Origin of the sequence: Vitreoscilla massiliensis (genome assembly GCF_001457815.1) — a bacterium.
Taxonomy (GTDB): Bacteria; Pseudomonadota; Gammaproteobacteria; order Burkholderiales; family Neisseriaceae; genus Vitreoscilla; species Vitreoscilla massiliensis.
This window is the reverse complement of record NZ_LN898220.1, coordinates 1-23,870: the sequence shown is the minus strand read 5'-3', so window position 1 is coordinate 23,870 and position 23,870 is coordinate 1. Positions and strand designations below refer to the sequence as shown.

Annotated in this window: 18 protein-coding genes, 2 tRNA genes and 2 pseudogenes; 13 read left to right on the top strand and 9 right to left on the bottom strand. The window is 45.5% G+C overall.

Annotated features, from left to right (window positions below; translation table 11 throughout):
* Position 1 precedes the first annotated feature (1 nt).
* The 7 genes from BN3003_RS08910 (at position 2) to BN3003_RS08880 (ending at position 5,663) form a co-directional block, all read left to right on the top strand.
* On the top strand, positions 2-424 hold the full coding sequence (locus tag BN3003_RS08910) for an META domain-containing protein (protein WP_058356311.1): 423 nt from the start codon (positions 2-4) through the stop codon (positions 422-424).
* A 108-nt stretch (positions 425-532) separates the two neighbouring features.
* Positions 533-1,609 (top strand): prephenate dehydratase, encoded by a 1,077-nt coding sequence (gene pheA, locus BN3003_RS08905; protein WP_058356310.1) that lies wholly within the window; start codon positions 533-535, stop codon positions 1,607-1,609.
* Entirely contained in the window at positions 1,609-2,196 is a 588-nt protein-coding gene (locus BN3003_RS08900; RefSeq protein WP_058356309.1) for an LOG family protein, read from the top strand. The genes pheA and BN3003_RS08900 overlap by 1 nt, the downstream gene beginning before the upstream one ends.
* Complete coding sequence (locus BN3003_RS08895; RefSeq protein WP_058356308.1) at positions 2,181-2,921, top strand: Rossmann-fold NAD(P)-binding domain-containing protein; 741 nt, start codon at positions 2,181-2,183, stop codon at positions 2,919-2,921. Before BN3003_RS08900 ends, BN3003_RS08895 begins: the two co-directional genes overlap by 16 nt.
* 10 nt (positions 2,922-2,931) lie before the next feature.
* A complete protein-coding gene (locus BN3003_RS08890; RefSeq protein WP_058356307.1) occupies positions 2,932-3,492 on the top strand; it encodes a ubiquinone biosynthesis accessory factor UbiJ in 561 nt (186 codons plus the stop codon).
* A gap of 35 nt (positions 3,493-3,527) precedes the next feature.
* Positions 3,528-5,039 (top strand): ubiquinone biosynthesis regulatory protein kinase UbiB, encoded by a 1,512-nt coding sequence (ubiB, locus tag BN3003_RS08885; RefSeq protein WP_058356306.1) that lies wholly within the window; start codon positions 3,528-3,530, stop codon positions 5,037-5,039.
* Positions 5,040-5,072: 33 nt separating this feature from the next.
* On the top strand, positions 5,073-5,663 hold the full coding sequence (locus BN3003_RS08880; protein WP_058356305.1) for a hypothetical protein: 591 nt from the start codon (positions 5,073-5,075) through the stop codon (positions 5,661-5,663).
* Between the two features lie 243 nt (positions 5,664-5,906).
* Here BN3003_RS08880 and BN3003_RS18450 read toward each other — a convergent pair.
* Positions 5,907-6,658 (bottom strand): IS5 family transposase gene (locus BN3003_RS18450; protein WP_407701100.1). Its coding sequence is split into 2 segments (ribosomal slippage): positions 5,907-6,446 and positions 6,449-6,658, totalling 750 coding nucleotides; the frame shifts between segments, so codons are not numbered across the junction.
* Positions 6,659-7,446: 788 nt separating this feature from the next.
* On the opposite strand from BN3003_RS18450, the pseudogene BN3003_RS19130 reads away from it, so the two are divergent.
* A pseudogene (locus BN3003_RS19130) lies at positions 7,447-7,602 on the top strand (IS1595 family transposase); the annotation flags it as partial.
* Positions 7,603-7,822: 220 nt separating this feature from the next.
* Here the strand turns inward: BN3003_RS19130 and BN3003_RS08870 are convergent.
* From BN3003_RS08870 to glnE, 6 genes and pseudogenes are all read right to left on the bottom strand, one after another.
* Positions 7,823-8,572, bottom strand: a pseudogene (locus tag BN3003_RS08870) (IS5 family transposase).
* Between the two features lie 156 nt (positions 8,573-8,728).
* Complete coding sequence (locus BN3003_RS08860) at positions 8,729-9,424, bottom strand: hypothetical protein (protein ID WP_058356303.1); 696 nt, start codon at positions 9,422-9,424, stop codon at positions 8,729-8,731.
* Positions 9,425-9,444: 20 nt separating this feature from the next.
* Positions 9,445-10,863, bottom strand: coding sequence for a sulfatase-like hydrolase/transferase (locus BN3003_RS18685; RefSeq protein ID WP_058356302.1), 1,419 nt, complete (start codon positions 10,861-10,863; stop codon positions 9,445-9,447).
* A gap of 117 nt (positions 10,864-10,980) precedes the next feature.
* Positions 10,981-11,472: a pilin gene (locus BN3003_RS08850; RefSeq protein WP_058356301.1), complete on the bottom strand. Its 492-nt coding sequence runs from the start codon at positions 11,470-11,472 to the stop codon at positions 10,981-10,983.
* A 122-nt stretch (positions 11,473-11,594) separates the two neighbouring features.
* Positions 11,595-12,080, bottom strand: coding sequence for a prepilin-type N-terminal cleavage/methylation domain-containing protein (locus tag BN3003_RS19125; RefSeq protein WP_082625643.1), 486 nt, complete (start codon positions 12,078-12,080; stop codon positions 11,595-11,597).
* 103 nt (positions 12,081-12,183) lie between these two features.
* Entirely contained in the window at positions 12,184-14,871 is a 2,688-nt protein-coding gene (gene glnE / locus BN3003_RS08840) for a bifunctional [glutamate--ammonia ligase]-adenylyl-L-tyrosine phosphorylase/[glutamate--ammonia-ligase] adenylyltransferase (protein WP_058356782.1), read from the bottom strand.
* 95 nt (positions 14,872-14,966) lie between these two features.
* Between glnE and BN3003_RS08835 the strand changes: the two genes are divergently transcribed.
* The gene (locus BN3003_RS08835) at positions 14,967-15,767 is read left to right on the top strand and encodes a carbon-nitrogen hydrolase family protein (protein WP_058356299.1); all 801 of its coding nucleotides are present in this window, start codon (positions 14,967-14,969) and stop codon (positions 15,765-15,767) included.
* Between the two features lie 907 nt (positions 15,768-16,674).
* Here BN3003_RS08835 and BN3003_RS08830 read toward each other — a convergent pair.
* Both BN3003_RS08830 and BN3003_RS08825 read right to left on the bottom strand, forming a co-directional pair.
* Complete coding sequence (locus tag BN3003_RS08830; protein ID WP_058356298.1) at positions 16,675-18,279, bottom strand: GMC family oxidoreductase; 1,605 nt, start codon at positions 18,277-18,279, stop codon at positions 16,675-16,677.
* A gap of 442 nt (positions 18,280-18,721) precedes the next feature.
* Positions 18,722-19,636, bottom strand: coding sequence for a DMT family transporter (locus BN3003_RS08825; RefSeq protein ID WP_058356297.1), 915 nt, complete (start codon positions 19,634-19,636; stop codon positions 18,722-18,724).
* Positions 19,637-19,817: 181 nt separating this feature from the next.
* Here BN3003_RS08825 and yaaA point away from each other — a divergent pair, with 181 nt between their 5' ends.
* The 4 genes from yaaA to dbpA all read left to right on the top strand — a co-directional run bounded on the left by yaaA (position 19,818) and on the right by dbpA (position 22,944).
* Complete coding sequence (gene yaaA, locus BN3003_RS08820; RefSeq protein ID WP_058356781.1) at positions 19,818-20,600, top strand: peroxide stress protein YaaA; 783 nt, start codon at positions 19,818-19,820, stop codon at positions 20,598-20,600.
* A 67-nt stretch (positions 20,601-20,667) separates the two neighbouring features.
* A tRNA-Ser gene (locus BN3003_RS08815) sits at positions 20,668-20,758 on the top strand.
* A gap of 333 nt (positions 20,759-21,091) precedes the next feature.
* A tRNA-Ser gene (locus BN3003_RS08810) sits at positions 21,092-21,182 on the top strand.
* A gap of 379 nt (positions 21,183-21,561) precedes the next feature.
* On the top strand, positions 21,562-22,944 hold the full coding sequence (dbpA, locus tag BN3003_RS08805) for an ATP-dependent RNA helicase DbpA (RefSeq protein ID WP_058356296.1): 1,383 nt from the start codon (positions 21,562-21,564) through the stop codon (positions 22,942-22,944).
* The last annotated feature ends 926 nt before the right edge of the window (positions 22,945-23,870 follow it).

Here is a 23,870-nt window from a genome sequence, read left to right as displayed (position 1 = left end):
CATGAAAGCATTGTGGATGGTCTTGGCAAGTTTGGGTTTGGCCGCATGCGCCAGTACGGCGGGCTCAGGTTCGGCAGAGGGCAACCGCTCTTTGGTGGGCAGCTGGCGCTTGACTGAGGTGGCCTCACAAACCGTACCGATGACAGGTGGCTCGGCCAAATTGTTGCAATTTGAAGCAGAAACCAACAAAGTCAGCGGCAATGTGGGCTGTAACCGTTTGTTCGGTGTTTACCAAAGCGAAGGCAGTAATTTGATTTTCAATGGCATTGCCACCACGCGCATGGCCTGTGATCCAGTGTCCATGCAGATGGAAACCAGCGTGATTCAAAACATGGAAAAGGTGCAGTCTTGGTCTATAAATGGCAGTGAGTTGCAGTTAAAAGACGATAAGCAGCAAACCATTTTGAAATTTAAACGACTCTAAGCATAAACTTGCTCAGTGTTGGTGTAAAAGCGGCCTGTAAACTCTTACAGGCCGCTTTTTATATGGGATTTGGGTTAAAATGAGCGCTTTTAATACGGATGATGCCCCATGAGTACGGACGACTTGTTAGCGCCGCATCGCGAAGCGATAGACCACATAGACCAAACCATTTTAGGCTTGCTCAATGAGCGCGCGGCACATGCGCGCGCCATTGGTGAATTAAAAGGCAGCGGTGTGGTCTACCGTCCCGAGCGTGAAGCGCAGGTATTGCGCCGTATTCAGTCTTTGAACCAAGGCTTGTTGTCGAATGAAGCGGTGGCGCGCTTGTTTCGTGAAATCATGAGTGAGTGTTTGGCGGTAGAGCGACCGTTGACCATCACCTATTTGGGTCCAGAAGGCACGTTCACCCAACAAGCAGCCATGAAGCATTTTGGTCACGCTGCCCACACCCAACCTTGCGCCACCATAGACGAAGCCTTTCGCTTGGTCGAGGCGCGTCAAGCCGATTATGTGGTGGCGCCGATTGAGAATTCGACCGAGGGTGCGGTAGGACGTACCTTGGATTTATTGGTGGCTTCGCCTCTGAAAGCCTGCGGTGAAGTGGTGTTGCGCATTCATCACCATTTGTTGCGCAAAGTCGAGCACCAAGATGGCATCACCAAAGTGTATGCGCATGCGCAAGCCTTGTCGCAATGCCATGAGTGGCTAAACAAAAACTTGCCAGCGAATGTGGCGCGCATCGCCGTGGCCAGCAATGCGCGTGCGGCGCAATTGGCGGCAGAAGACGAGAACGCGGTGGCCATCGCCTCGCAAGCAGCGGCAGAGCGTTTCAATCTGTGCAAATTGGCATCCAACATAGAAGATGAACCGAATAACACCACGCGCTTTCTGGTATTGGGTCATCAAACGACCACGCCGAGTGGCTTAGACAAAACTTCGCTGATTGTATCGGCACCGAATAAAGTGGGTACGGTGCACGAATTGTTGCAATCGCTGTCGAAAAACGGCGTGTCCATGACCAAATTGGAAAGCCGTCCCTCCAAGGCAGGCTTGTGGGAATATGTGTTTTTTATTGATGTGGAAGGCCATGCCGATGATGGGCCGGTACACCGCGCTTTGACCGATTTACAGGAAGAAGCGGCGTTTTTGAAGATTATTGGTGCGTATCCTAAGGCGGTTTTGTAATGCAAAAAATAGCAGTGTATTGTGGTTCTAATTTTGGTGAATCCAAAGCGTATTTCGATGCTGCCCAAGAATTGGGGCAGTTGTTGGCCGAGCAGCAATTGGGCTTGGTGTATGGTGGCGGTAAAGTCGGTTTGATGGGCACGGTGGCCGATGCGGTATTGGCGGCGGGTGGTCATGTGACTGGTGTGATTCCGACTTTTTTGCGCGAAATGGAAAAAGCGCATACTGGCCTGAGCGAGTTGATTGAAACCCCCGACATGACGGTGCGCAAACAAAAAATGATTGCCTTGGCCGATGGCTATATTGCCATGCCGGGTGGTGTGGGCACGTTTGAAGAATGGTTTGAAGTCTTGTCGATGGCGCAGTTGCAATTGCAGCAAAAGCCGATAGGTTTGTTGGACATTGAGGGTTTTTATCAGCCTTTATTGCGCCTGATAGAGCAAACCATAGCTGCTGGCTTTATGCCAGCGAGCAATTTGAGCCTGTTTGTGGTCGACAGTAGTCCACAAGGCTTGTTGGAGAAAATGCGTGCTTACGCACCGGTATACTCGCAAAAATGGCACGATCCGGCATGGAAAAACCAGTAAATAGTGTGTGGATTGCGGGGGCAGGGTATTTGGGCCTGCCACTTGCTCAGCAGTTACAGGCCGCAGGTGTGGATGTGCGTGCCAGCTCGCTCAGTCCGCGTTCCATTGATGCGTGGCATGAATGGGATTTTACTGCCGAAACGGCGCCGCAAGGATTTCAGCAAGCAGCGTGTTGGGTGGTGTTATTGCCGCCATCAAGCGGCATGGGTTATGTGGCACACATGCAGCGTCTGTGTGAGCAAGCGCAGCAATTGCAAGTGTCGCAGCTGATTTACACTTCCAGTACCTCGGTTTATGGCAGCGCAGCGCGGGAGTGTGATGAGCACAGCGAAATTGCGCCTGAATCGGCCGCAGCACGAGACATCGCCGCATGTGAACAGATTTGGTTAAGCAGTGGTTTGCCTCATGTCAGTGTGTTGCGCTTGGGCGGCCTGTATGATGATGAGCGCCATCCAGTACGGCGCTTAAGTGGCCGTCAGCACATCTCTGGTGGCAAGCATCCGGTGAATGTCATCCACCGACGCCACGCATTGGCAGCGCTACAATATTGCATACAGCATCCCATACACGGCACATTCAATGTGGTAGAGGCCAGCCATCCGAGTCGCGCCGATTTTTATGGCAATGAGGCCAAGCGTTTGGGTTTGGCCTTACCAGAATTTGACGCCAATGATGACAGCATGGGTAAAACCATACATAGCAGCCATCAGCATTGGCAATTTTAAAGGAAAAATGATGTGGATCAGTCATGCACTCATCAATCATTTGTTGCTGCAACAGCCTGAGCTAAAACAAGGTTTAAGCAAGTTTACAGGCCGCACCGTCCGCTTGACCGCGTTGGGCATACACACTGATATGCACATCCGTGACGATGGTTATGTGGAAGCCATACCAGCCGATTTGGTCGCTGAATGCCACATCAGTATCCATGCCAGCACTTGGAGCAAGATGTTGCAAGGCGAGGCGTTTGGCGTGGGCGATGTCAGCATTACTGGCGATACTGATTTGGCCATGCAATTGTTGCCAGTATTGGGGCAGTTGCGTTATGAGCCTTATGTCGATGCCACACGTTTGTTTGGCAATACGGTTGCCAGCAATCTCGACCATCAATGCAAAACCTTGTGGCGCACCACCCAGCAAATGGTGGCAAGAGTAGAGGGCGAAGTGCGCGACTACATGCAAGAAAGCAATGCGCCAGTGGTGTCACAAGCACAATGGCAACAACGCAGCGAGGCCATAGAGACCTTGCGTGATGATGTGGCGCGTTTACAAGCGCGTTTACAACGACTTGAATAATCTTACAGGCCGGCCTGTAAATATCGGAATTTAGCATGAAGTGGTTAAAACGCTTTCGTTTGATAGTGCATACCGTATGGTATTTTGGATTGATCAATTTATTGGATGGCCAGTTGCGCCATCCTTTGTTGCGTAAATTGCTGAGTTGTTTGCCTGAGTCGAAAGAGACTTTGGAATACAGTAATGCCGTGCGTTTGCGCTTGGCTTTGGAGCATTTGGGGCCTATTTTTGTGAAATTGGGACAGGTGTTATCGACCCGTCCAGATGTCGTGGGGCCTGAATACGCCAGTGAATTGGCCAAGTTGCAAGACCGCGTGCCGGCGTTTGATGGTGGCATCGCCATCGCGCAAGTGGAAAAAGCATTTGGCAAACCGATAGAGCAAATTTACTTTGATTTTGAGCGTGAACCAATCGCCAGCGCCTCGATTGCGCAAGTGCACCAAGCGCATTTGTTCAATGAAGATGGTACGCAAGGCCAAAAAGTCGCGATTAAAGTATTGCGACCCGACATCAAGCCTGTGATCGAACAAGACCTAGCGCTGATGCATTGGGGGGCTGTGTGGTTAGAAAAACTGTTCCGCGATGGCAAGCGCCTCAAGCCGCGAGAAGTGGTGAAAGAGTTTGATAAATACCTGCACGACGAATTGGATTTGATGCATGAAGCGGCCAATGCCAGCCAGTTGGGTCGCCAGTTTGAAAACAGCGCCATGCTGATAGTGCCCAAGGTGTATTTTGACTATTGCAGCCGCAATGTCATGACCATGGAATGGATGGACGGTACGCCAATTTCAGATACCGAAACCCTGATTGCCAAAGGCATTGATTTAAAGAAACTCGCCCGTTTCGGTGTGGAGATTTTCTTTACCCAAGTGTTTAAAAACGGCTTTTTTCACGCCGACATGCACCCAGGCAATATTTTTGTGGCCGACGATGGCCGTTATATCGCCTTGGATTTCGGCATCGTCGGGACTTTGGATGAGTACGACAAACGCTATTTGGCGGTGAATTTCTTGGCCTTCTTCAACCGCGATTACCACCGTGTGGCCACTGCCCACATTGAATCGGGTTGGGTGCCTGCGGACACACGGGCAGAAGAACTGGAGTCGGCCGTGCGCACAGTGTGTGAGCCGATATTCAATCGACCACTGTCACAAATTTCGTTTGGCCTAATCTTGATGCGCTTGTTTGAAACCAGCCGCCGCTTTAACGTCGAAATCCAACCACAACTGGTGTTACTGCAAAAAACCCTGCTTAACATCGAAGGCCTAGGCCGCCAACTCGACCCCAACCTCGATTTATGGGCGACTGCAAAGCCGTTCTTGGTCAATTGGATGAACGAACAAATGGGTTGGAAAGCCTTGAAACGCAATCTGGAAAAAGAAATGCCAGACTGGGCGAATATCTTGCCGAGTTTGCCGAGGAAAGTGAATGAGGTATTGAGCCATTCAAATGATCAGAGTAGAAACGGTTTGCAGAAACAATTGCAATATAATCAAATCATAATGGTAATCATAGCAATTTTATTAATTTTTATTTTGCTAAAGTAGGTGTTTGGTAAAGTTATTTCGGAATGGGAAAATATGGAAGAGATACACTGCCAAAGGGGATTCCAGCTTTTTACTTTTTCAAACTTATCCTTGATCATTTTGTTAGTTTTAACATTCTTAATGTTTAGCGGGTATGGTATAGGTTGGAGTCGTTTACCTTATGATGAATGGAGAATGCCGATTAGTTGTTGGTTAATACTCTTGCCTTTTAGTGTATCAATACCAGAGGTGAAATTTAGTAATGCAGTAACGGTCAAAGCCGCTAAATATATGTTGATAATCTATGTATTAACACTCATTTATGTACTCTTTATACCAAAAACAATCAATGCCTTAAGTTTTCTATTGGTTTATGCATTGTTATTTTATGCAATAGTAGTTTATGGGTATGTATTTCAATCAAGTAGGTATAAAAATACTTACTTGATTATTTTGGGATTTATGCCTTTGTTGACAGTATTATGGCTACCTATAGAAAGCACTTTGCTGTTTCTTTTTCCTGATGAGCTGGGAGCTAAGGCTTGGATTGGTAGTTTTATTAATATTCGACAATACGATGATGCCATTTTGCCTTTGCTCTTTATTCTTTATTCTTGCCTTAGTACAACTTCCAAAGCGGTTTGAATTTATACGTTGGTTAGCATGGGGTTTAATTTTGAGTGGAAGCATACTTAATGGGGCTAGGGCTGTTTGTATTTCTATCGTTGCGGGAATGTTGTTTTCCATATTTTGGTATCGAAGCTGGCGATGGTGTAAGCCTATATTGTTAGGTGTCGTCATTGCAGTGATATTGACCTGTTTGTTCTCATATTTACAAAATTTTGTATTGTTGAATCAGTTACAAAGATATGATTCTAGGGCGTGTTCTCATTTGGCCTTACACCAAATAAAGATACAAGCCAGTCGTAGCATGGCCTTGTAATTGCGGGCTAATTTGTCAAAACGCGTTGCAATACCTCTGAAATGCTTCAAGCGGGCAAATGCATTTTCAACCACATAGCGTAAGCCGTATAAATAACGGCTAAATTCCGGATTACTTTTGGTGCTGTTGGATTTTCTAGGGATGACGGGAATCATTCCATGTTTTCTTGAAGATTCTCTTATCTTTTCAGAGTCATAGCCCTTATCAGCGACCAAATAATGGCCGGCTGGAACCAAGGCGATCAGCTGCGGTGCAACTTGACTGTCGTGGGTTGCGCCCCCAGTGATTTCAAAATCAAGCGGATGTCCGTTCGCATCGACGGCCAAGTGTATTTTTGTAGTTGTGCCACCTCGTGAGCGGCCAATTGCTCGAGCCTCACCACGCCTAGCTCCACTCGCATGCTGATGAGCGCGGACGTAGCTTCCGTCGATGAATACCCGTTCTGTATCCAATACGCCTCGTAGTTTAAAAAAAATTTGTCCCATAAACCCTTGATGGCCCAGCGATTAAAGCGATTGTAAGTCGTTTGCCAAGGATACAAATCTTCAGGAATATCTCGCCATGTCGCTCCAGTGCGAAGTTTCCACAAAATGGCCTCCATGATATTTTTGCTATTTTTGGAACGGTAGCAGCCATAAAACTTCATGGTATCTTGAATTTGCAGCCAAATATCATCGGTTAAAACTCGGCGGGCCATGTTAAAACTTTTATCAAATAAACATATATTTCATTCTATAACATAAGTTTTAGGAGTGGCTTATTTCAGATTTGAAATGAGAACACGCCCTAGTGGGCGGTGGCAATTAATTCAAACAGCATGGGAAATAATAAAAAAATTACTTATTTGGAAGTCACGATAACATAAGCTATGTTTTTGTATTTCATCCACATAACTTGGTTTTACAATAGTGTACAGAGTATGGTGTACTAGGCTTACTTCTGAGTTTGTTCTGTATTTGGCTTTTTATACTTATTTTAATACAAAGTAGGAACTTACCACCAACAGCAATATCTGGATTAGTTGCTATAGGAATTAATTCAATGTTGTCTGGGTCTATGGTTTATCCTCATACACAGTTCTTAAATAGTATATTGATTGCATATTGTTTAAGTTTACTTCCATCTATTTCACAGCCTATTTTGGGGATTCATAAACAGTTTACTATAAAAATGTTAGTTATGTGTTTAGCTATTGTACTTCTGTATATTCAGTATCCGAATTTTAGTTTATGGGATAGTAGTAGTGAAATTGAGAATATATCCAAAAGTTACGGCCCTGTTCTCGCGCCATATTTTTGGCAATTTGGTAATACTGAATTGTTACGAAAGTTATAAGGTATTTAATATGATAATAGATAATATTGTATGCGTTAATATTTTGGAGAGTCTGAGTCAACTAAAAATATTTAACTTGAGGTTAGAGTAATTCTATGAGAAAAAGTGGTACTTAAATCCTTACTGCATATTGCTCGAAAGCAAGTATAGCCAGTCTGCATTGTTTATAAGGATAATTACAAAAGCTATGATGCACTAGATGTAAGTGACTTTAGTCATTTTCACATCAATCATAGCTCTTACTTTGCAGACAGGAGCAACCACATTAATGGAATAATGAGCTTTTGGAGCCAAGCCATGGGTCATTCTTATTACTTTAAATATAGTTCAAAGTACACTTTAGGAATATCATTGAACTGTAATGATCCACTAATTTTATGCTCAAGTATTATCCTCTAAGTGATACGAATGAGTTACCAAATGAACGAAGAGAACAAATGCAAAGTGAGTTTCAACTGAAGGTAGATAGATTCGCAAACATTCAGTGGGCAGAAAACCGCGTATTCAAGTAGCTTAGGGCGTGTTTTCATTTGGCCTTACTCCAAATAAAGATACAAGCCAGTTGTAGCAGGCCTTGTAATTGCGGACTAATTTGTCAAAACATGTTGCAATACCTCTGAAATGCTTCAAACGGCAAATGCATTTTCAACCACATGGCGTAAGCCGTATAAATAACGGTTGAATTCTGGATTGCTTTTGATGCTGTTGGATTTTCTAGGGATGACTGGAATCATGCCATGTTTTCTTGAAGATTCTCTTATTTTTTCAGAGTCATAGCCCTTATCAGCAATCAAATAATGGCCAGTTTGAACCAACGCTATCAGCTGCGGTGCAACTTGACTGTCGTGGGTTTCGCCCCCAGTGATTTCAAAATCAAGCGGATGTCCGTTCGCATCGACGGCCAAGTGTATTTTTGTAGTTGTGCCACCTCGTGAGCGGCCAATTGCTCGAGCCTCACCACGCCTAGCTCCACTCGCATGCTGATGAGCGCGGACGTAGCTTCCATCAATGAATACCCGTTTTGTATCCAATACGCCTCGTAGTTTAAAAAAAATTTGTCCCATAAACCCTTGATGGCCCAGCGATTAAAGCGATTGTAAGTCGTTTGCCAAGGATACAAATCTTCAGGAATATCTAGCCATGTTGCCCCAGTGCGAAGTTTCCACAAAATTGCCTCCATGATATTTTTGCTGTTTTTGGAACGGTAACAGCCATAAAACTTCATGGTATCTTGAATTTGCAGCCAAATATCATCGGTTAAAACTCGGCGGGCCATGTTAAAACTTGGGGCTGTCCTAGATAACTAGGTTAAATTCATTCTTACTAGTTGTTTTAAAATGGAAATTTTTACTTTAATTTAATCTAGTTGTCTAGGGGAAACTCCAAATTTATTAAGTTGTAGTATTTAGAAAATGCATGATAAACATGCTTATTAATTAAGTGGCTGTTCTCCAAAAGTGCTAATTAATTTAAAGTCTTTACTTAATAGTACATATGCACCAGTATATTTCCCCATAAGAGCAATTGTGATTCCTTTACCATGTTTGGCTTCTAATTCTTGTAGGAAAAGTTGATTTTTTTGGGAATTTTCGATATGTTTTCGTGTTTCTGAATCAGCTGAGTTTAGTAATTTAGGATTTTGAAGTGGGTTACCCAAAATAGGTTTACCATTATGTACTAGATAGGATACTGATGGAATACCAGCAATTTTAGGCATTTCTTCTAATGGAATATTTTTAAATTCATCACTGCTGGCATATTCACTTTGTTTAATCAGTATAGCATTGCCATATTGATAAAGTACCACCAGTTTGGGATGTTCTTGGTAAACAATATTTAGTCCATAAGTGAGTGCAGCTAGTTGTACAATGATAATCACGCTGAAATCAGTGATAATTTCTTTTTTTTGCTTCAAAGGGTTATAGACCATGAATGTTAATAATGGACCGAGAAAAACATCCACAAAAAAAACCAAAAGTACACCTTGTATTCCTCCTGCCATGGTGAAATAGATGGAGGGATACAGGTATTGTTGTATCCAAATAAAAATCAATCCAAATATGATTAAAGATGTCAGTAAGTGTAGGCTAAAGGCCTTTAATTTTTTTTTAAATAAAATGGAATTCATGATTATTTTCGATTGATGATTTATGGTTTAATTTTAAAATGTAACCAGCTGACATCTTGCCATCTCAGGAAAGGGTGTATAGGCTCATTGGTAAGAATTGGTGGCATATGATCACCTACAATAATTACTTCTACACCTTTCATTTGTGGCATACTCATTAATTGTGCCAGATTATCTAAGAATTGAGTTTGTAATTGTGCATTTCGACAAATATCGCCATCAGTAGGCATGTTAAACTGTTGACAATTAAAGCGCTGGTTAACGATATCTTCTTTAGGGTAGGGGGAATGTGAAGTTAATGTTAACCAATAAAAAAATATTTTATCATTTTGTCTTTGCTGAAAAGTATCTGCGACAATTTTAAATAGCTCTGTATCGCAAACGCCATTAAATGCAACACAGCGTTTAAGTGTTGGAAAGTTTTCCCCAAAGAAAGTGGTTTGAAATCCTGCTTTAGGATACCAATTATATCTGTCATATAATCGTCCACTGGTTCCATGCATGGCGTAAGTATAGTAATGGTTTTTATTGAGTTGAGCAGGTATGCAATTAGAAAATTTTTCTGCTGGAATTTGGTTAAACGCATAACCATTTTTTATATTGAAATCGCATAGTTCCCTCATTTCTCCTTGAACGGTTGACCCTGGGAAATCAAAATATCCTTCTTGTAAATATTCTATATCGGGTAGCGATGCAATTTTTTCTAGCATAAATTGTTGTGCATGTTTGGTTCTTGGGTATCCCCAAGATTCTGATACCACATATAAAATTTTATTTGAATATGGTGTGGTTAAGTGGCTAGCTGCGCGCTCTTTTTTTACTGGATAAGCACTAATTTGTGGTTCGGTATGCATCCAGTCGGCAAAGTCCGACTCAGTAGTATTAGTATACAAATACGTTTGGCTTTGCACCCAATAATAATTATCTCGGCCCATAATGCCACCTGCGTAAGTCGCATATTTGTTCTCTTTTAGCCCATATGACAATATGGCAAACAATAAGATACCTAATAGAGAGTAAATTATGTTTTGTTTGTGAGAGATGCGTAGCATAGCTATGGCTGTAAAAATGATAGTAACAAATAACAGTGTTCCCAGTATAAGATAGCGGGTAGGTGCCAGCATAGTAAATGGTAACAGATAGCGAATTGCTCCAAGATCCAAAAAGGGAAATACTTGGATGGTGAATGCTAAACCATCAAAAATACTGAAGAGCAGATACAAGAGAATGCCACAGTACTTAAAAAATTTATTTGGAATGATGAGTAGCAAAACAGCCAAATAGTAATCTGTATTGAGAATGGGGCGAGAAGTACCAAAATAATAAGCTAATATCCAAAATAAGATATTGGGAAGAGCGAGTAAGCAAATAAACCAAAAAACAGTATTAATGGATAATTTGGGTAACTGGTAATTACGTTGGAGCCAATGTGTTTGCATAAGAAAACTCAACTGGTCATGCTAAAATATATTTGAAAAGTGATAAATAAAAGACCACCAAGAAGGTGGTCTTTTATTATTTAATTAAGATTGAAGGTTTTCATCTTAAATATATAATTAGTTAGGTGCAGCAGAGTTTTCGCAACCATTAGGAATAAATTTGTCTTTCCAGCCAGTCGCAGTACCTGCTTGGATGTGGCAAGTCCAAACACCTTGAGCATCACGGTTTTGGGCGATAGTTGCAGTATGGATATCCGCATTGGCATTACGGCCTAATGTGGCAGTTACAGAACCTGCACCAGTACCTGCAGCAAATGTAGTAGCCAAAGTATTAATTAAATTAGAGCGAACAGTACCGCCAGTGGTTTGCAAGCCCATACCTACTTCAGTTGTGGCTGTTGTACCTTCATCCAAAACAGGAGTTTTGCCGTCAAATAAGGCGGCATCAATACCAGTTTTAGCAGCAGCCAGTTCACCAACCACACGGGTAATTTGTGATTTAGAAATGTAATCTTGGTACATAGGTAAAGCAATGGCAGCCAAGATACCGATAATTGCGATTACAATCATCAACTCAATTAAGGTAAAACCTTTTTGTAAAGCTTTCATGTGTTAGCTCCTGAATTATTAAAATAAATTATCCGGTTTACATTGGTTAAGAGGTATAAGCCGAATTGTTTGTAGCACAGTATTGCTTCAGCAATTGGTGTGCCAAATTTTAAATGTAAACTTTATGGTATGGCTGGGCAGCTATTAGGAGCATAAGAATCTTTCCAATATTCAGCCCCGCTAACATCCAGTTTACAATGCCATTCCCCCGTACTTGATCTGCTATATATAAAAACAGTGTTTTTGATATTAGTAGCAGCATCTCTATCCATGACGGCTCTGATTTCAACGCCAGGAGAAGAGTTTACTAGGCTCAGGCTATAAATAAGATTAGACTGTGGGTTGTTTTGGTCTAACCCTATGTATTCTTTTCTTCTGTTACCTATTACTTGTCCATCTTCAGATGGAATCAATGTAGGAATATTGCCATTTGCGATAATGGTTTCAATGGTATTACGGGTACTGTTCAATTCATAATTAACGCGACTTAACTGAGTTTTAACAATATAGTCTTGGTATATAGGTAAAGCAATCGCAGCTAATATACCAATAATTGCGATGACTATCATCAACTCAATTAAAGTAAATCCACGGTTTTTTGGATTCATTTACATTCTCACAAAATATTTGTTATTTTTTGTAAATGTGAGCAATATAAATGCCTTTTAATATGACATTTGGTAAAAGAGGACCAATGGGCTGTATTTTAATTTAACGGTAGCTATTAAAACAACATTGCCACAATTGCTGCACATATTCGTAATGCTTAAGCAAAGTGCTGTTCACTTCAACCTTGGCATTGTCTTTCAAATTACTCAAATGCTGTACCTTACGGTAATAACGATACGCTTCCTGTGAATTTCGAGCTAGATTTAAGTCAATCAAACCCAAATCAGCGGCAATTCCTAAGAGTGCTATATTGCCATAATTTTGTGTCAATTGTGGGAAAATATGCGAATGCGCTAAAATTAAATACTGAACGATGAATTCCACATCGACAATGCCACCGCGGGCGTACTTGACGCTGTCTTCGCGTGGCGGGTGGGTGGGGAGCATTTTTTCACGCATGGCGATGATTTCGGTTTGCAATGCAAGCGGGTCACGCTGTTGGGTCAAAATGGTGTGGCGCACTTCTTCAAAACCGGTGGCGACTTCTGTTGCGCCGCATACAAAACGGGCGCGGGTCAGCGATTGGTGTTCCCACGTCCAGGCTTTTTCCAATTGGTATTTTCTGAATGCTTCGACCGATACACAGGCTTGGCCGGCATCGCCATCGGGGCGCAAACGCAAATCCACATCGTACAGGCCGCCTGCGGCGGTGGTGGCGGAGAGCCATGTGGTCAGTCTGCGGATGAGGCGGGAATAATTGGCGGCAGCGTCTGGATGTGAGTCGTTGTAAATAAAAACGATATCCAAATCAGAAGCATAGCCCAACTCTTTGCCGCCGAGCTTGCCATAGCCGATGATGCCAATTTGGGGCACCTCGGTATGGGTGTTTTTCAGGCCGCTCCACAGCTGCAATAAGGTGGTATTGAGCACGCAGTCGGCCAGTGCCGAAAGCTCGTCGGATATGGCTTCTACCGTCCACAAGCCATCTAAGTCTTGGACAGCTAAGCGAAAAACTTGCGAATGTTGGTAATGCCGCAAAGCGTCCATTTGTGCCTCAACGTCCCCGTGGCAAGCGATCATATTGGCGTTGAGCTGTTTACAGGACGCTTGCCAGTCGAATTCTTTGACTTGCAATTGGCTGCCCAGCAAGTCATCCAATAAGATGGGGTGGCGGCTTAAATACGAGGCCAGCCATTGGCTGTTGCCGATGATATGGGCCAAACGCTTTAAGGCTTCAGGCTTTTCATGCAGCAAGGCCAAATATGATGAACGGCGGATAATGGTGTCGATAAAGTCTATCAAGCGGATGACGGTTTTGGTGGCATCGTCGGTTTCCGCGGCGGCGGCAAACAAATACGGCATCAATTTGTTCAAACGCGTGTGGGCAGTATTGCTCAGATGGCGGTAGCGGCTGCTTTGGCGTATGGCGTTCAGTCTGTCTATGATGGGTTCGGCCGCAAAGCCATGCGCTTGTAAACGTTCGGCCATGACCTCGTCGTTGGCATCGTCTTGCCACATGCTGTGGTATTCGGTGGCAATTTCCGCATCGGGATTGCTGGGGGTGTCGCCCAACACTTGGCTGAAGACCTGATTGACGAAGTCGCGGTGTTGTTGTAACACGGCCTGAAAGCCAGCGTAATCATCAAAACCCATGCTTTGCGCCAACACCAATTGGTGCTCAGGGCTGTCGGGCAGGGTTTGGGTTTGTTGGTCGTCCCAATATTGCAAACGGTGTTCGGTGTCGCGCAAGAAGCGGTAAGCGGCCAGCAATTGTTCACTGGTCTTAGCTTCTAAGATGCGCAATTCCACCAATAAGCCCAACGTGCCTTGTGTGTCTTTGCGCTGCAATTGCCGCAATTGGCCGCCGCGGATGAGCTGGAACACCTGCGCGATGAATTCGACCTCGCGTATGCCGCCGGCGCCGAGTTTGATGTTGTCTTGCATGCCTTTTTTGCTGACTTCTTGGCGAATTTGGCTGTGCAAAGAGCGCATGCCCTCGTAAGCATCAAAATCCAAGTATTTGCGGTACACAAACGGGCGCACCAAGCTGGCTATGTCGTTTTGACCTGGGCTGATGACGCGGCCTTTGATCCACGCATAGCGCTCCCATTCGCGCCCTTGTGTAATCAAATAGCGCTCTAATGCCGACTCGCTCAATACCAAAGCACCCGCATCGCCATCAGGGCGCAAACGCATGTCAACGCGGAACACTTGACCTTCAGCAGTGATATCGCCGACCAAGGAAATGATTTTTTGGCCGACTTTGGTGAAAAATTCGACATTGCTTTTCGAGCGTTTGCCATCGGTGTCGCCCGCTTCGGGAAACACAAAAATCAAATCTATGTCAGACGACACATTCAGCTCATAGCCACCCATCTTGCCCATGCCAACCACGGTTAAGTGTTGCTCATTGCCAGTGAAGCCGCCTATCGGCTTGCCATACATGTGCTCATAATGGTGCTCGGCATAGGCCAGCGCCGTATTGACGGCGAAGTCGGCAAACAAGGTAATGCTGGTGGTGACCTCGCTCAAAGGCGCCAAGTGGCACAAATCGCGCACCATGATTTGACACATCACATGGCGGCGCAAGATGCGCAATTGCCGACTCATGCTGTCCTCATCGCGCGCCACAATCATCTCTTGCCAAGGGGCAAACGCGGCAAAATCCTCCGCGCTTAAGGGGCGGCTGAGCCAAGTTTGCAGCAAATCCAGATTCAAGCGCTGGCTGTCGAGTTGGCGTTGCAAATACACAGAATAGGGGCGGGCTTGTTGCAGATAATCTAAGGTCATGATGTTGGGCTGCACAAAAGAGACAATGGCGGTTATCATAGCCTCTTCAAAGCGGCCTGAACAGTCGAGTACCACCACCTACTGAGGATTTGAGCATGCACATCAAAGTAGCAGCGATACAAATGGTGTCCAGCACCAACCGAGAACACAATATGGCCACGGCCGAGCGCTTGTTGGAACAAGCCGCCGCGCAAGGTGCTCAGTGGGCGCTGTTGCCTGAGTATTGGCCGATTATGGGGCAAAAAGACACCGACAAACTCGCCATTGCCGAAACCTTTGGCCAAGGGGTGTTGCAAGACTTTTTGGCGGCCACCGCCAAGCGTTTGGGCATGGTCATCATCGGAGGCACCATTCCTTTGCAAAGCGGCGACGACAACAAAGTCTTGAACACCATGCTCACTTACAACCGTGACGGTGAATTAATCGGTCGTTACGACAAAATGCATTTGTTTGGCTTTCAAGGTTTGGGTGAGTCGTATCAAGAATCGGACACGATACTGGCCGGCTTAGAAGTGCCGAAATTGGAGATTGATGGCATCCAAGTGGCGCAAGGCATTTGCTACGATGTGCGTTTCCCCGAGTTTTTCCGCGCGCAATTGCCGTTTGACGTGATGTTATTGCCAGCGGCGTTTACCCATACCACCGGCCAAGCGCATTGGGAATTGCTGCTGCGCGCCCGTGCGGTGGAAAACCAATGTTATGTGCTGGCCTGTGGTCAAGGTGGCGTGCATGAAAACGGCCGCCAAACTTGGGGTCAGTCCATGCTCATCGACCCTTGGGGCAATATCGTCAACGAATTGGCCAATCACGAGGGCGTGGTCATCGCCGACATCGATACCCAAAAAGTGCAATCGGTGCGCAGCAAGCTGCCGGCCTTAAGACACCGTTGCTTGTAAGCATTGCATACTCAGTCAGTGCAGGCTGAGTATTTCCAAACTCAAGAAGCGGCCTGTAAACCTTATCGTTAGTGTTTACAGGCCGCATTGTAATCAGTGTTTTGTTTTCTATTTAAGTAACTATCTTTATTATATCGCCTGTGGTGCTGATTGTGCATGCAGGTGACAGAGAAACACGGGATGGAAATAGGGCAGGGATACTGAAACACACTTTCATCGTGAGCATGAAGTTGTTTGAATGGCTGGATAACATCAATGCGGTTTGTAACGATCCATCACAAGGTTTACAGGCTGCTTTATCTGCAAAAAAGTCGGTTTGCGTTTGCTGTAAACACTGGCTGTAAACACTGACTGTAAACACTGGCTGTAAACACTGACTGTAAACACTGACTGTAAACACTGACTGTAAACACTGACTGTAAACACTGACTGTAAACACTTCGTAGACAGGTAGTGCAGACACAGTGCTGATAAGCATATGATGCCCATATGGAGCATTATCACAATGATGGAGAAATACGCCTTATGGCAGCGATACGGTAATTGATTGGCTAAGAAATGTGTTGTTGCGCGACTTTGGCTATTTAAGCGGCCTGTAAACCTCGTGATGGATGTTTACAGGCCGCTTATCATTTTATCTTTCGGTGCAATGCCAACACCGATAGTCAGCACTGTATGGCCATGAACAGCCACCCTTATGGCAGAAAAATACACTGCATATTATGGGTGTGCTAATGGTGATGGTGTGTTGTTGTGTTTGCATGCGCATTATTTGGACGCGCTGTGTAATAGAGCAAATTGAACACATTAAGCGGCCTGTAAATTCAGAGATATCGGTTTACAGGCCGCTGGTATTCTTTACAAAGCAATACAGCACAGGCTGACAGAACCATAGCCATGTAGATGCTTACCACTGATACGCATCCGCCGCTGGCAGTTCACTCATCGCCGCTTCGGCGAGTGCGGTAATGGTTAAGCTGGGGTTAACGCCCAAATTGGCGGAAATGTTGGAGCCATCACAAATGTAAAAATGCTGGTAACCAAAGACTTGGTGCTGGGCATCGCAGACGCCGTGTTCAGGCGTGGCGGCGATGGCACAGCCGCCCATGCAGTGGGCGGTAATCGGGATGTTCAAAAACACATCGACCAAACACGTCATCGCCATGCCTCCAGTGAGTTTGGCCGCAGCTTGGGCAAAGGCATTGGCTTCGGGGATGGTGGCGGGGATTTTGTGGCCCAGCGTCTTTAAGCGTTTGCCAAACAGGCCGCGTTCATAGCGCATGGTCAGCGTGTGTTCCAACGTCTGCATGCACAGGAAAATCATGCATTCTTGCGCGAAGTTTTTGGGGCGCAGTGCTTGCAACATGGTACGCGGGTGTTTGAGGGTGTTGCTGAACACATAGCGCAACCACGTCAACATCGGCACCCGTCCTTGCAAATGTGGATGCATAAAAGTCAGCAAGAAACCCATGGTGTCTGAGCCTTTGGGGTAGCGCGTGGCTTCGATGTGGGTGTGCGGATTCAGATAAATGCCCGAACCTATGGCCACGCCTTGCGAATAGTCTTGCTGCGCGCCGGCAAAGCGCACGCCGATAATGGATTCGGCATTGGTGTAGACGTTTTTGCCCAAGGCTGGCGAGAGATGTGGCAGCAAACCAGCATCGCGCATTTGAAACAGCAATTTCATCGTGCCCAAAGTGCCGGCCGACAAGACCAAGCCACGGGTGGTGAGGGTGTGGCGGCGTTTATTGGCATCGACATAGTGTATGGCATAGCCCAAACGGCCATCGTCGCTGAGTGGCTGAATGCGGGTGACGCGGCTTTGTGGGCGCAAGTCGGCGCCACGTTGTTCGGCAAAATACAAATAATTGTAGTCCAGGGTGTTTTTGGCGCGGTAGCGGCAGCCGACGATGCAGCCACCGCAGGCCACACAAGGCTCGCGCTTGGGGCCCATGCCTTGAAAATAAGGGTCGCCATTGATGGGTGGGTGGCTGTGTTCATCGTCGTCGCCAAAATAAATGCCGACGCGGGTAGGGTAGAAACTGTCGCCCACGCCATAAGCCTCGGCCATTTTTTTCAAAGTGTCATCGGCGTAACCGAATTGGCGGTTGACGGCAACACCGAGCATTTTTTCGGCTTGGGCATAGTGCTTGGGCATGACGTTGTCCCATGCTTTGGTCTGTGCCCACGTGCCTTGTTGCCACACCGAGGTGGGTGGAACGAGCAAGGTGCTGGCATAGGTGATGGAGCCGCCGCCGACTGCATTGCCGTGCAACACCAACATGTGGCCAAACAATCGCATGCTGAAAAAGCCTTTCAAACCCAATTTGGGCAGGAAATACCAGCGCGTTAATTCGGCCGTGGTTTTGGGCAAGGTGTCGGGCGTAAAGCGTTGGCCTTGTTCCAAAATCATGGTTTTAAATCCTTTTTCGACCAAACGCATGGCGGCGACGCTGCCACCAAAGCCCGAACCTATGACGACAAAATCACAATCGTAAACCGGTGTTGCCACTGTGCTCTCCTTGCTCCACTTTTCTCATCGACTTAGAGTGATGATGCCATAAGCGCACTCTATTGGCTGCCACAATAATGGTGCAGTTAAACCACAAGCGGCCTGTAAGCTGTCACTAACTGCTGAATAAGCTGTTTAGACATGACCCTCTCTTGATGAAATAAGCTTGGGTGGAGTTACAGGCCGCTTGTGCAAGACTTTGAGTTTGAGCGGTGTTGAACAATTGGTTGGCGAGCATAGCTGAACAGGTACCATCACGTGTGCTTGTGATTCCTACTCTCAGCTTGCCAGTTTCTTTCGCGGTGGGAAATACGCGCTTTGAGTGTGAGGCTTAACTGGTTTAAACAAGACCAGCAGATGAATGAAAAGAGTGAGTGTTATATGTTAAAAGCGGCCTGTAAATCGTTTACAGGCCGCTTTTTTGGTGAGCTTATGGTGGTGTTTAGGCGGTTTTCGGTTTGATTATTAAAGCGATTAACTCTTGCCCGAAATACAATAACAAGCCGTTGATGACGGTGACCATGCCACACACGGCGGTGAAGCTGATGTGTTCATGGTTCAGCAGTGCGCCCAAGCACATGGCGACAATGGGCGTAATCACATTGGTGAGGGCGATGGTAGACGGTGCCAATTGGTGCAGCAGCGAGAAATAACACAGCATCGCCACCACCGATGAAGCGACCACGGTAAATGCCAAACCGCTGAGGGCTTTGGCGCTGGAGATGGCTGTCGGGAAGTGTTGCCACACAAATGGCACAATTAACATCGACAATAAGAACGACACCGCAATCGAGCCGGTGGCCTGTGCCATCGCTGGCACGGGCGCATTAATCGATTTCACCCAAAAAATAGAAAACACATACGACACCAGCGAAATCATCATCATGCCCACGCCGATGAGGTGAAAGCCCGAGTTTTGCTGGCCCAAAAAGACCACCACCAAGCCACACAAGGCGATGACCATGCCCAGCCATTGAAACCATTTGAGCTTTTGGGTTTTCAAAATCGAGTGGCCGACTACCCCAGCGAGCAAGGGCGCGAAGCCGTACATCAAGGCAATCAGGCTGGAGGACAGATAACTGGCGGCCAAATACATGAAAAATTGGCCACCAATCAAATTCATGCTGCCAGCGACATAGCTTTTTAAGGCCAGCGGATTGACAGGAAAAGACTGTTGCAAGATTTTCAGCAAAGGCAACATCAATAATAATGAAAAGGTATAGCGCCCGATCAAGCCCCACATCGGATGGATGCCGCTGATGCTCCACACCACAGCCAAAGGGGTCGCCGCCCAAATCAATACCAATGCAATATAAGAGCCCATCACTTGCGATGGGCTCGTTTGCGCCGCTGCCATGTCTGTCTTTCGTGTAAAACACTGCATTATTCTCTTGTGCAGTGCAATAGTCTAGCTTGATAACAGGCTTTAACATTGATTTATTTACACTATCTGGGTATCGGCAGATACATTTGGGCAAAGCGATTTATTTTGATTACAATGAAATCACCATTAGTGATGAAGGATGTTTGAGATGAGTGTGTTTTTTGTGATTTCCCCTGCCAAAAATTTGGATGAAACGACAGCGGTGCCTGTGAGCGAGCACACCGCCATCGCCTTTCCCGAAGACACACGCCTCTTGATGCACGAATTACAACAATTGTCGCCGCAAGGCATTGCTGACTTGATGGGCGTTTCCGATAAGATTGCGCGCCTGAATGTCGAGCGCAATGGTTTATTTCAATTGCCCATCAGTGTCGACAATGGCGGCAAGCAAGCGCTGTTTTTGTTCAAAGGTGATGTGTACGAAGGCATGGATGCCTACCACTTGAGCGCCGAGGCATTGCAATATTTGCAAACACATTTGGGCATTTTGTCGGGTTTGTACGGCTTGTTGCGCCCGTTTGATTTGATGCAGCCCTACCGTTTGGAAATGGGCAAGGCTTTGAAAAACCCGCGCGGTGACAATTTGTACCAATTCTGGGGCAACAAGATTACCGAAGGCATCAACCAGCGTTTACAGGCCGCTTCTGCCGAAGTATTGGTGAATTTGGCCTCACAAGAATACTTCAAATCGGTGCAAGCCCGCGACATTGCCACACCCATCATCACGCCCGTCTTCCAAGATGAAAAGAACGGCGTGTACAAAGTCATCAGTTTTTACGCCAAACGCGCGCGCGGTTTGATGGTGAAATACGCGGCCGAGCAGCAAATTACCGATGTTGAACAATTAAAACTGTTTGATGCGGAGGGCTATGCATATTCGGAAAGCGATTCAAGTTCAAATACTTGGGTATTTAAGCGCGCCGAAGGGCAAAAATAATGCCAATTATTTGTAAAAATGGTTTGCAAACGCGTGCTTGTTAACGTATTATGCACGCTCTCAAGACGGAAGCGTGGCAGAGCGGTTGAATGCAACGGTCTTGAAAACCGTCGAGGGCTTATACCCCTCCGTGAGTTCGAATCTCACCGCTTCCGCCAAAATATAAAAAAAGCCCTGTGTTCTTACAGGGCTTTTTTTATATTTTGGCGGAAGAAAAATCCATAACACATTTTAATGATAGTTTGGTATAGGTGGTATAGGTGAAGTCACATTGCTATTTTCACGTCATAAAAGGCGTGAACATGTACAATGTCAGCTTTTTATTGTAAATAGCCAATATGCTTAGTGGTGTTTGGTGAGGCTTTGCTTCTTGATGGTAAATCAATATAAATTGAATGCAGTTTCAAGCAACTTAAAATTTTTTGTGATATTGTCTGATGATTTGTCTTGTCAAGGTTGTCTTATTAACGTATTATTCACGCTCTCAAGACGGAAGCGTGGCAGAGCGGTTGAATGCAACGGTCTTGAAAACCGTCGAGGGCTTATACCCCTCCGTGAGTTCGAATCTCACCGCTTCCGCCAAAATACAAACAAAGCCCTGTTCTTACAGGGCTTTGTTTTCATTGTCATCCTGTTATTTCATTTGAAAAGTGGTGACATTGCCATTTAGTGTGCATTGTTCTGTTTGCAAGGGTTTGGCTCTTAAAATATTCATTCTTGTGTTGGTAATATCAATCATACCGTCACCAATCTTTTTGTCACGCTACATATTTAATCTTGCAGAGTATTTTAATGCGATTAAATTGCCGCCAAATCAACTGCTTAAATGGTCATTTTGATTTGCTTTTAGGTGGGTATGTTGGGTTAATTGTGTGAATATACTGTGGTAATTTAATTTTTTAGAATCATCTGGTTTCGATGTTGTTTGAGAGCAATGTTGAATGGAGAGGGTATATTAGTGATGAGTAACAATGCATTTTCAAGCCTGCCGTTGCCGCAGGCTTTATTGAGTAATTTGGATGATTTGGGCTACAGCGCCATGACGGCGGTGCAAGCGCAGGCGTTGCCGCCGATATTGGCTGGTCAAGACGTGATTGCACAGGCGAAGACTGGCTCGGGTAAAACCGCGACTTTTGGTTTGGGCATCTTGGCACAATTGGATGTGAAGTATTATCGTGTGCAAAGCTTGGTATTGTGTCCGACGCGTGAATTGGCCGATCAAGTGTCGGCGGAATTGCGCAAATTGGCGCGCAGCATCCATAACATCAAGATTTTGACTTTGTGTGGCGGCGCACCGATACGTCCACAAATTGCGTCTTTGGAACACGGTGCCCACATCATTGTTGGCACACCGGGTCGGGTGATGGATCATTTGGACCAAGGCCGTTTGAATTTGGACGACTTGCGTTGCTTGGTGTTGGACGAAGCCGACCGCATGCTCGACATGGGTTTTCAAACTGAACTTGATAGCGTTATTGCCAAAGCGCCATTAAAACGCCAAACCTTGTTGTTCAGTGCCACTTATCCTGATTCCATTGCTGCTTTGAGCGCGCGTTTGTTGAACAAGCCTGTGCACATCAAAGTGGAAGAGCAACATGACAACAGCAGCATAGAGCAAAAATTTTTTCAAGTGAGCGATAACCATGCGCGCATGGCGGCGTTGCGTTTGTTGTTATTGCAATACCAAGGTCAAAGCAGCATTGTGTTTTGTACCACCAAGCGTGAAACCCAAGAAGTGGCTGATTTGTTGACGTCGTATGGCTTCAGCGTGTTGGCCTTGCACGGCGATTTGGACCAGAAAGAGCGTGACCAAGCCTTGGTGAAATTTGCCAATGGCAGCGCTTGTGTGTTGGTGGCCACCGATGTGGCGGCGCGTGGTTTGGACATCAGCAGCGTCGATGCGGTATTCAATTACCAATTGGCGCACGATGCCGATACCCACACCCACCGCATCGGTCGTACTGGCCGCGCTGGTCAACAAGGCGTGGCCTTAAGTTTGTATGCCGACAGCGATGCGTTGCGCATGATTGCATTAGAAGAAGGCTTGGGTTTGAAAATAGAAGCCCAGCCTCTGCCCGATGCTGCTGTTTTGCAAACCAAGCCAACCAAACCGAAAATGGCGACTTTGCAATTGGACAGCGGCAAAAAGAACAAACTGCGTCCTGGTGACATCGTTGGTGCATTGACTGCCAGCAAACAAATCAGCGGCGATGATGTGGGCAAAATTCAAGTGCACGATATTTGGAGTTTTGTGGCGGTAAAACGCTCCGCCGCTGGCTTGGCTTTGCAAATGTTGCAAGACAATAAAATCAAAGGCAAAGCCGTCCGTGCTCGTGTTTTGTAAGCCATCCTAGATACTGATTTCGTTGATTGAATCGCTAGTCACAGCAGTTTTAAGCGGCCTGTAGTTGTTACAGGCCGCTTTATTATTGGATTCGCGTTATTTTGAGGTTGGATAGGTTGGCGTGTAGGGTGTGTTCTTATATTGTATAAACCATGTACATATAGATGTAGATGTGCTGTCGTGAAATTGTTAAAGCAGACTCTGAGTGCTGAGCCTGTAGTGAAAATACTCCTGAATGATTTGGTCTGTGTTTTGTGTCTATTTGAGGGGGTAAGGTTGTGACGCAGATGCGCTGGTTTGAATAGATTGAAATATGAGTGTCAGTCACGCTGTTTCCATAATAGGATGGGTTTATGGATGAGTTGTTGCTTTGAACTTGTACCTATAATCAGGGTGTATAAATATGCGGCCTGTAAATGTCCTAACCGTATTTACAGGCCACTTCATTGATACATGGGTGATAGAAACGTTATGGATGTTTGGTATGTATTCTGTATGTGCAACTGAATATCTATATATATATGTATGAAACATCGAGATGCGGCCTGTAAATCAATCTTCGGGATTTACAGGCCGCTTATGTGTTCATTTGTATCAAGCTCAAGTGGGTTGCTTCTGGTATTAAGACGGATTACTTCTGGTATTGAGTGACATCTAAGGTATCCGTTTTGTACTTAATCTACTTGTTTTGGGTTTCAATTTCACTTTTCCCCAATATATTTCCTCATATTCTTAGTATTTCTTCCGTGTTACCGCGAGGATTTTGGTGTTGTCCGTTTGCTTTCTAAAATTCTTTCTCCTTAAAATCCTTTGTAAATCAGATATGTGGTCAAATTCCTTTAATCTTTTTGCCTTTAGGTGTTGACGGCTATGGGGAATGTGCGTAAGATTCGGCTTCTTCGCTGCTGACACAGCAACGAAACAGC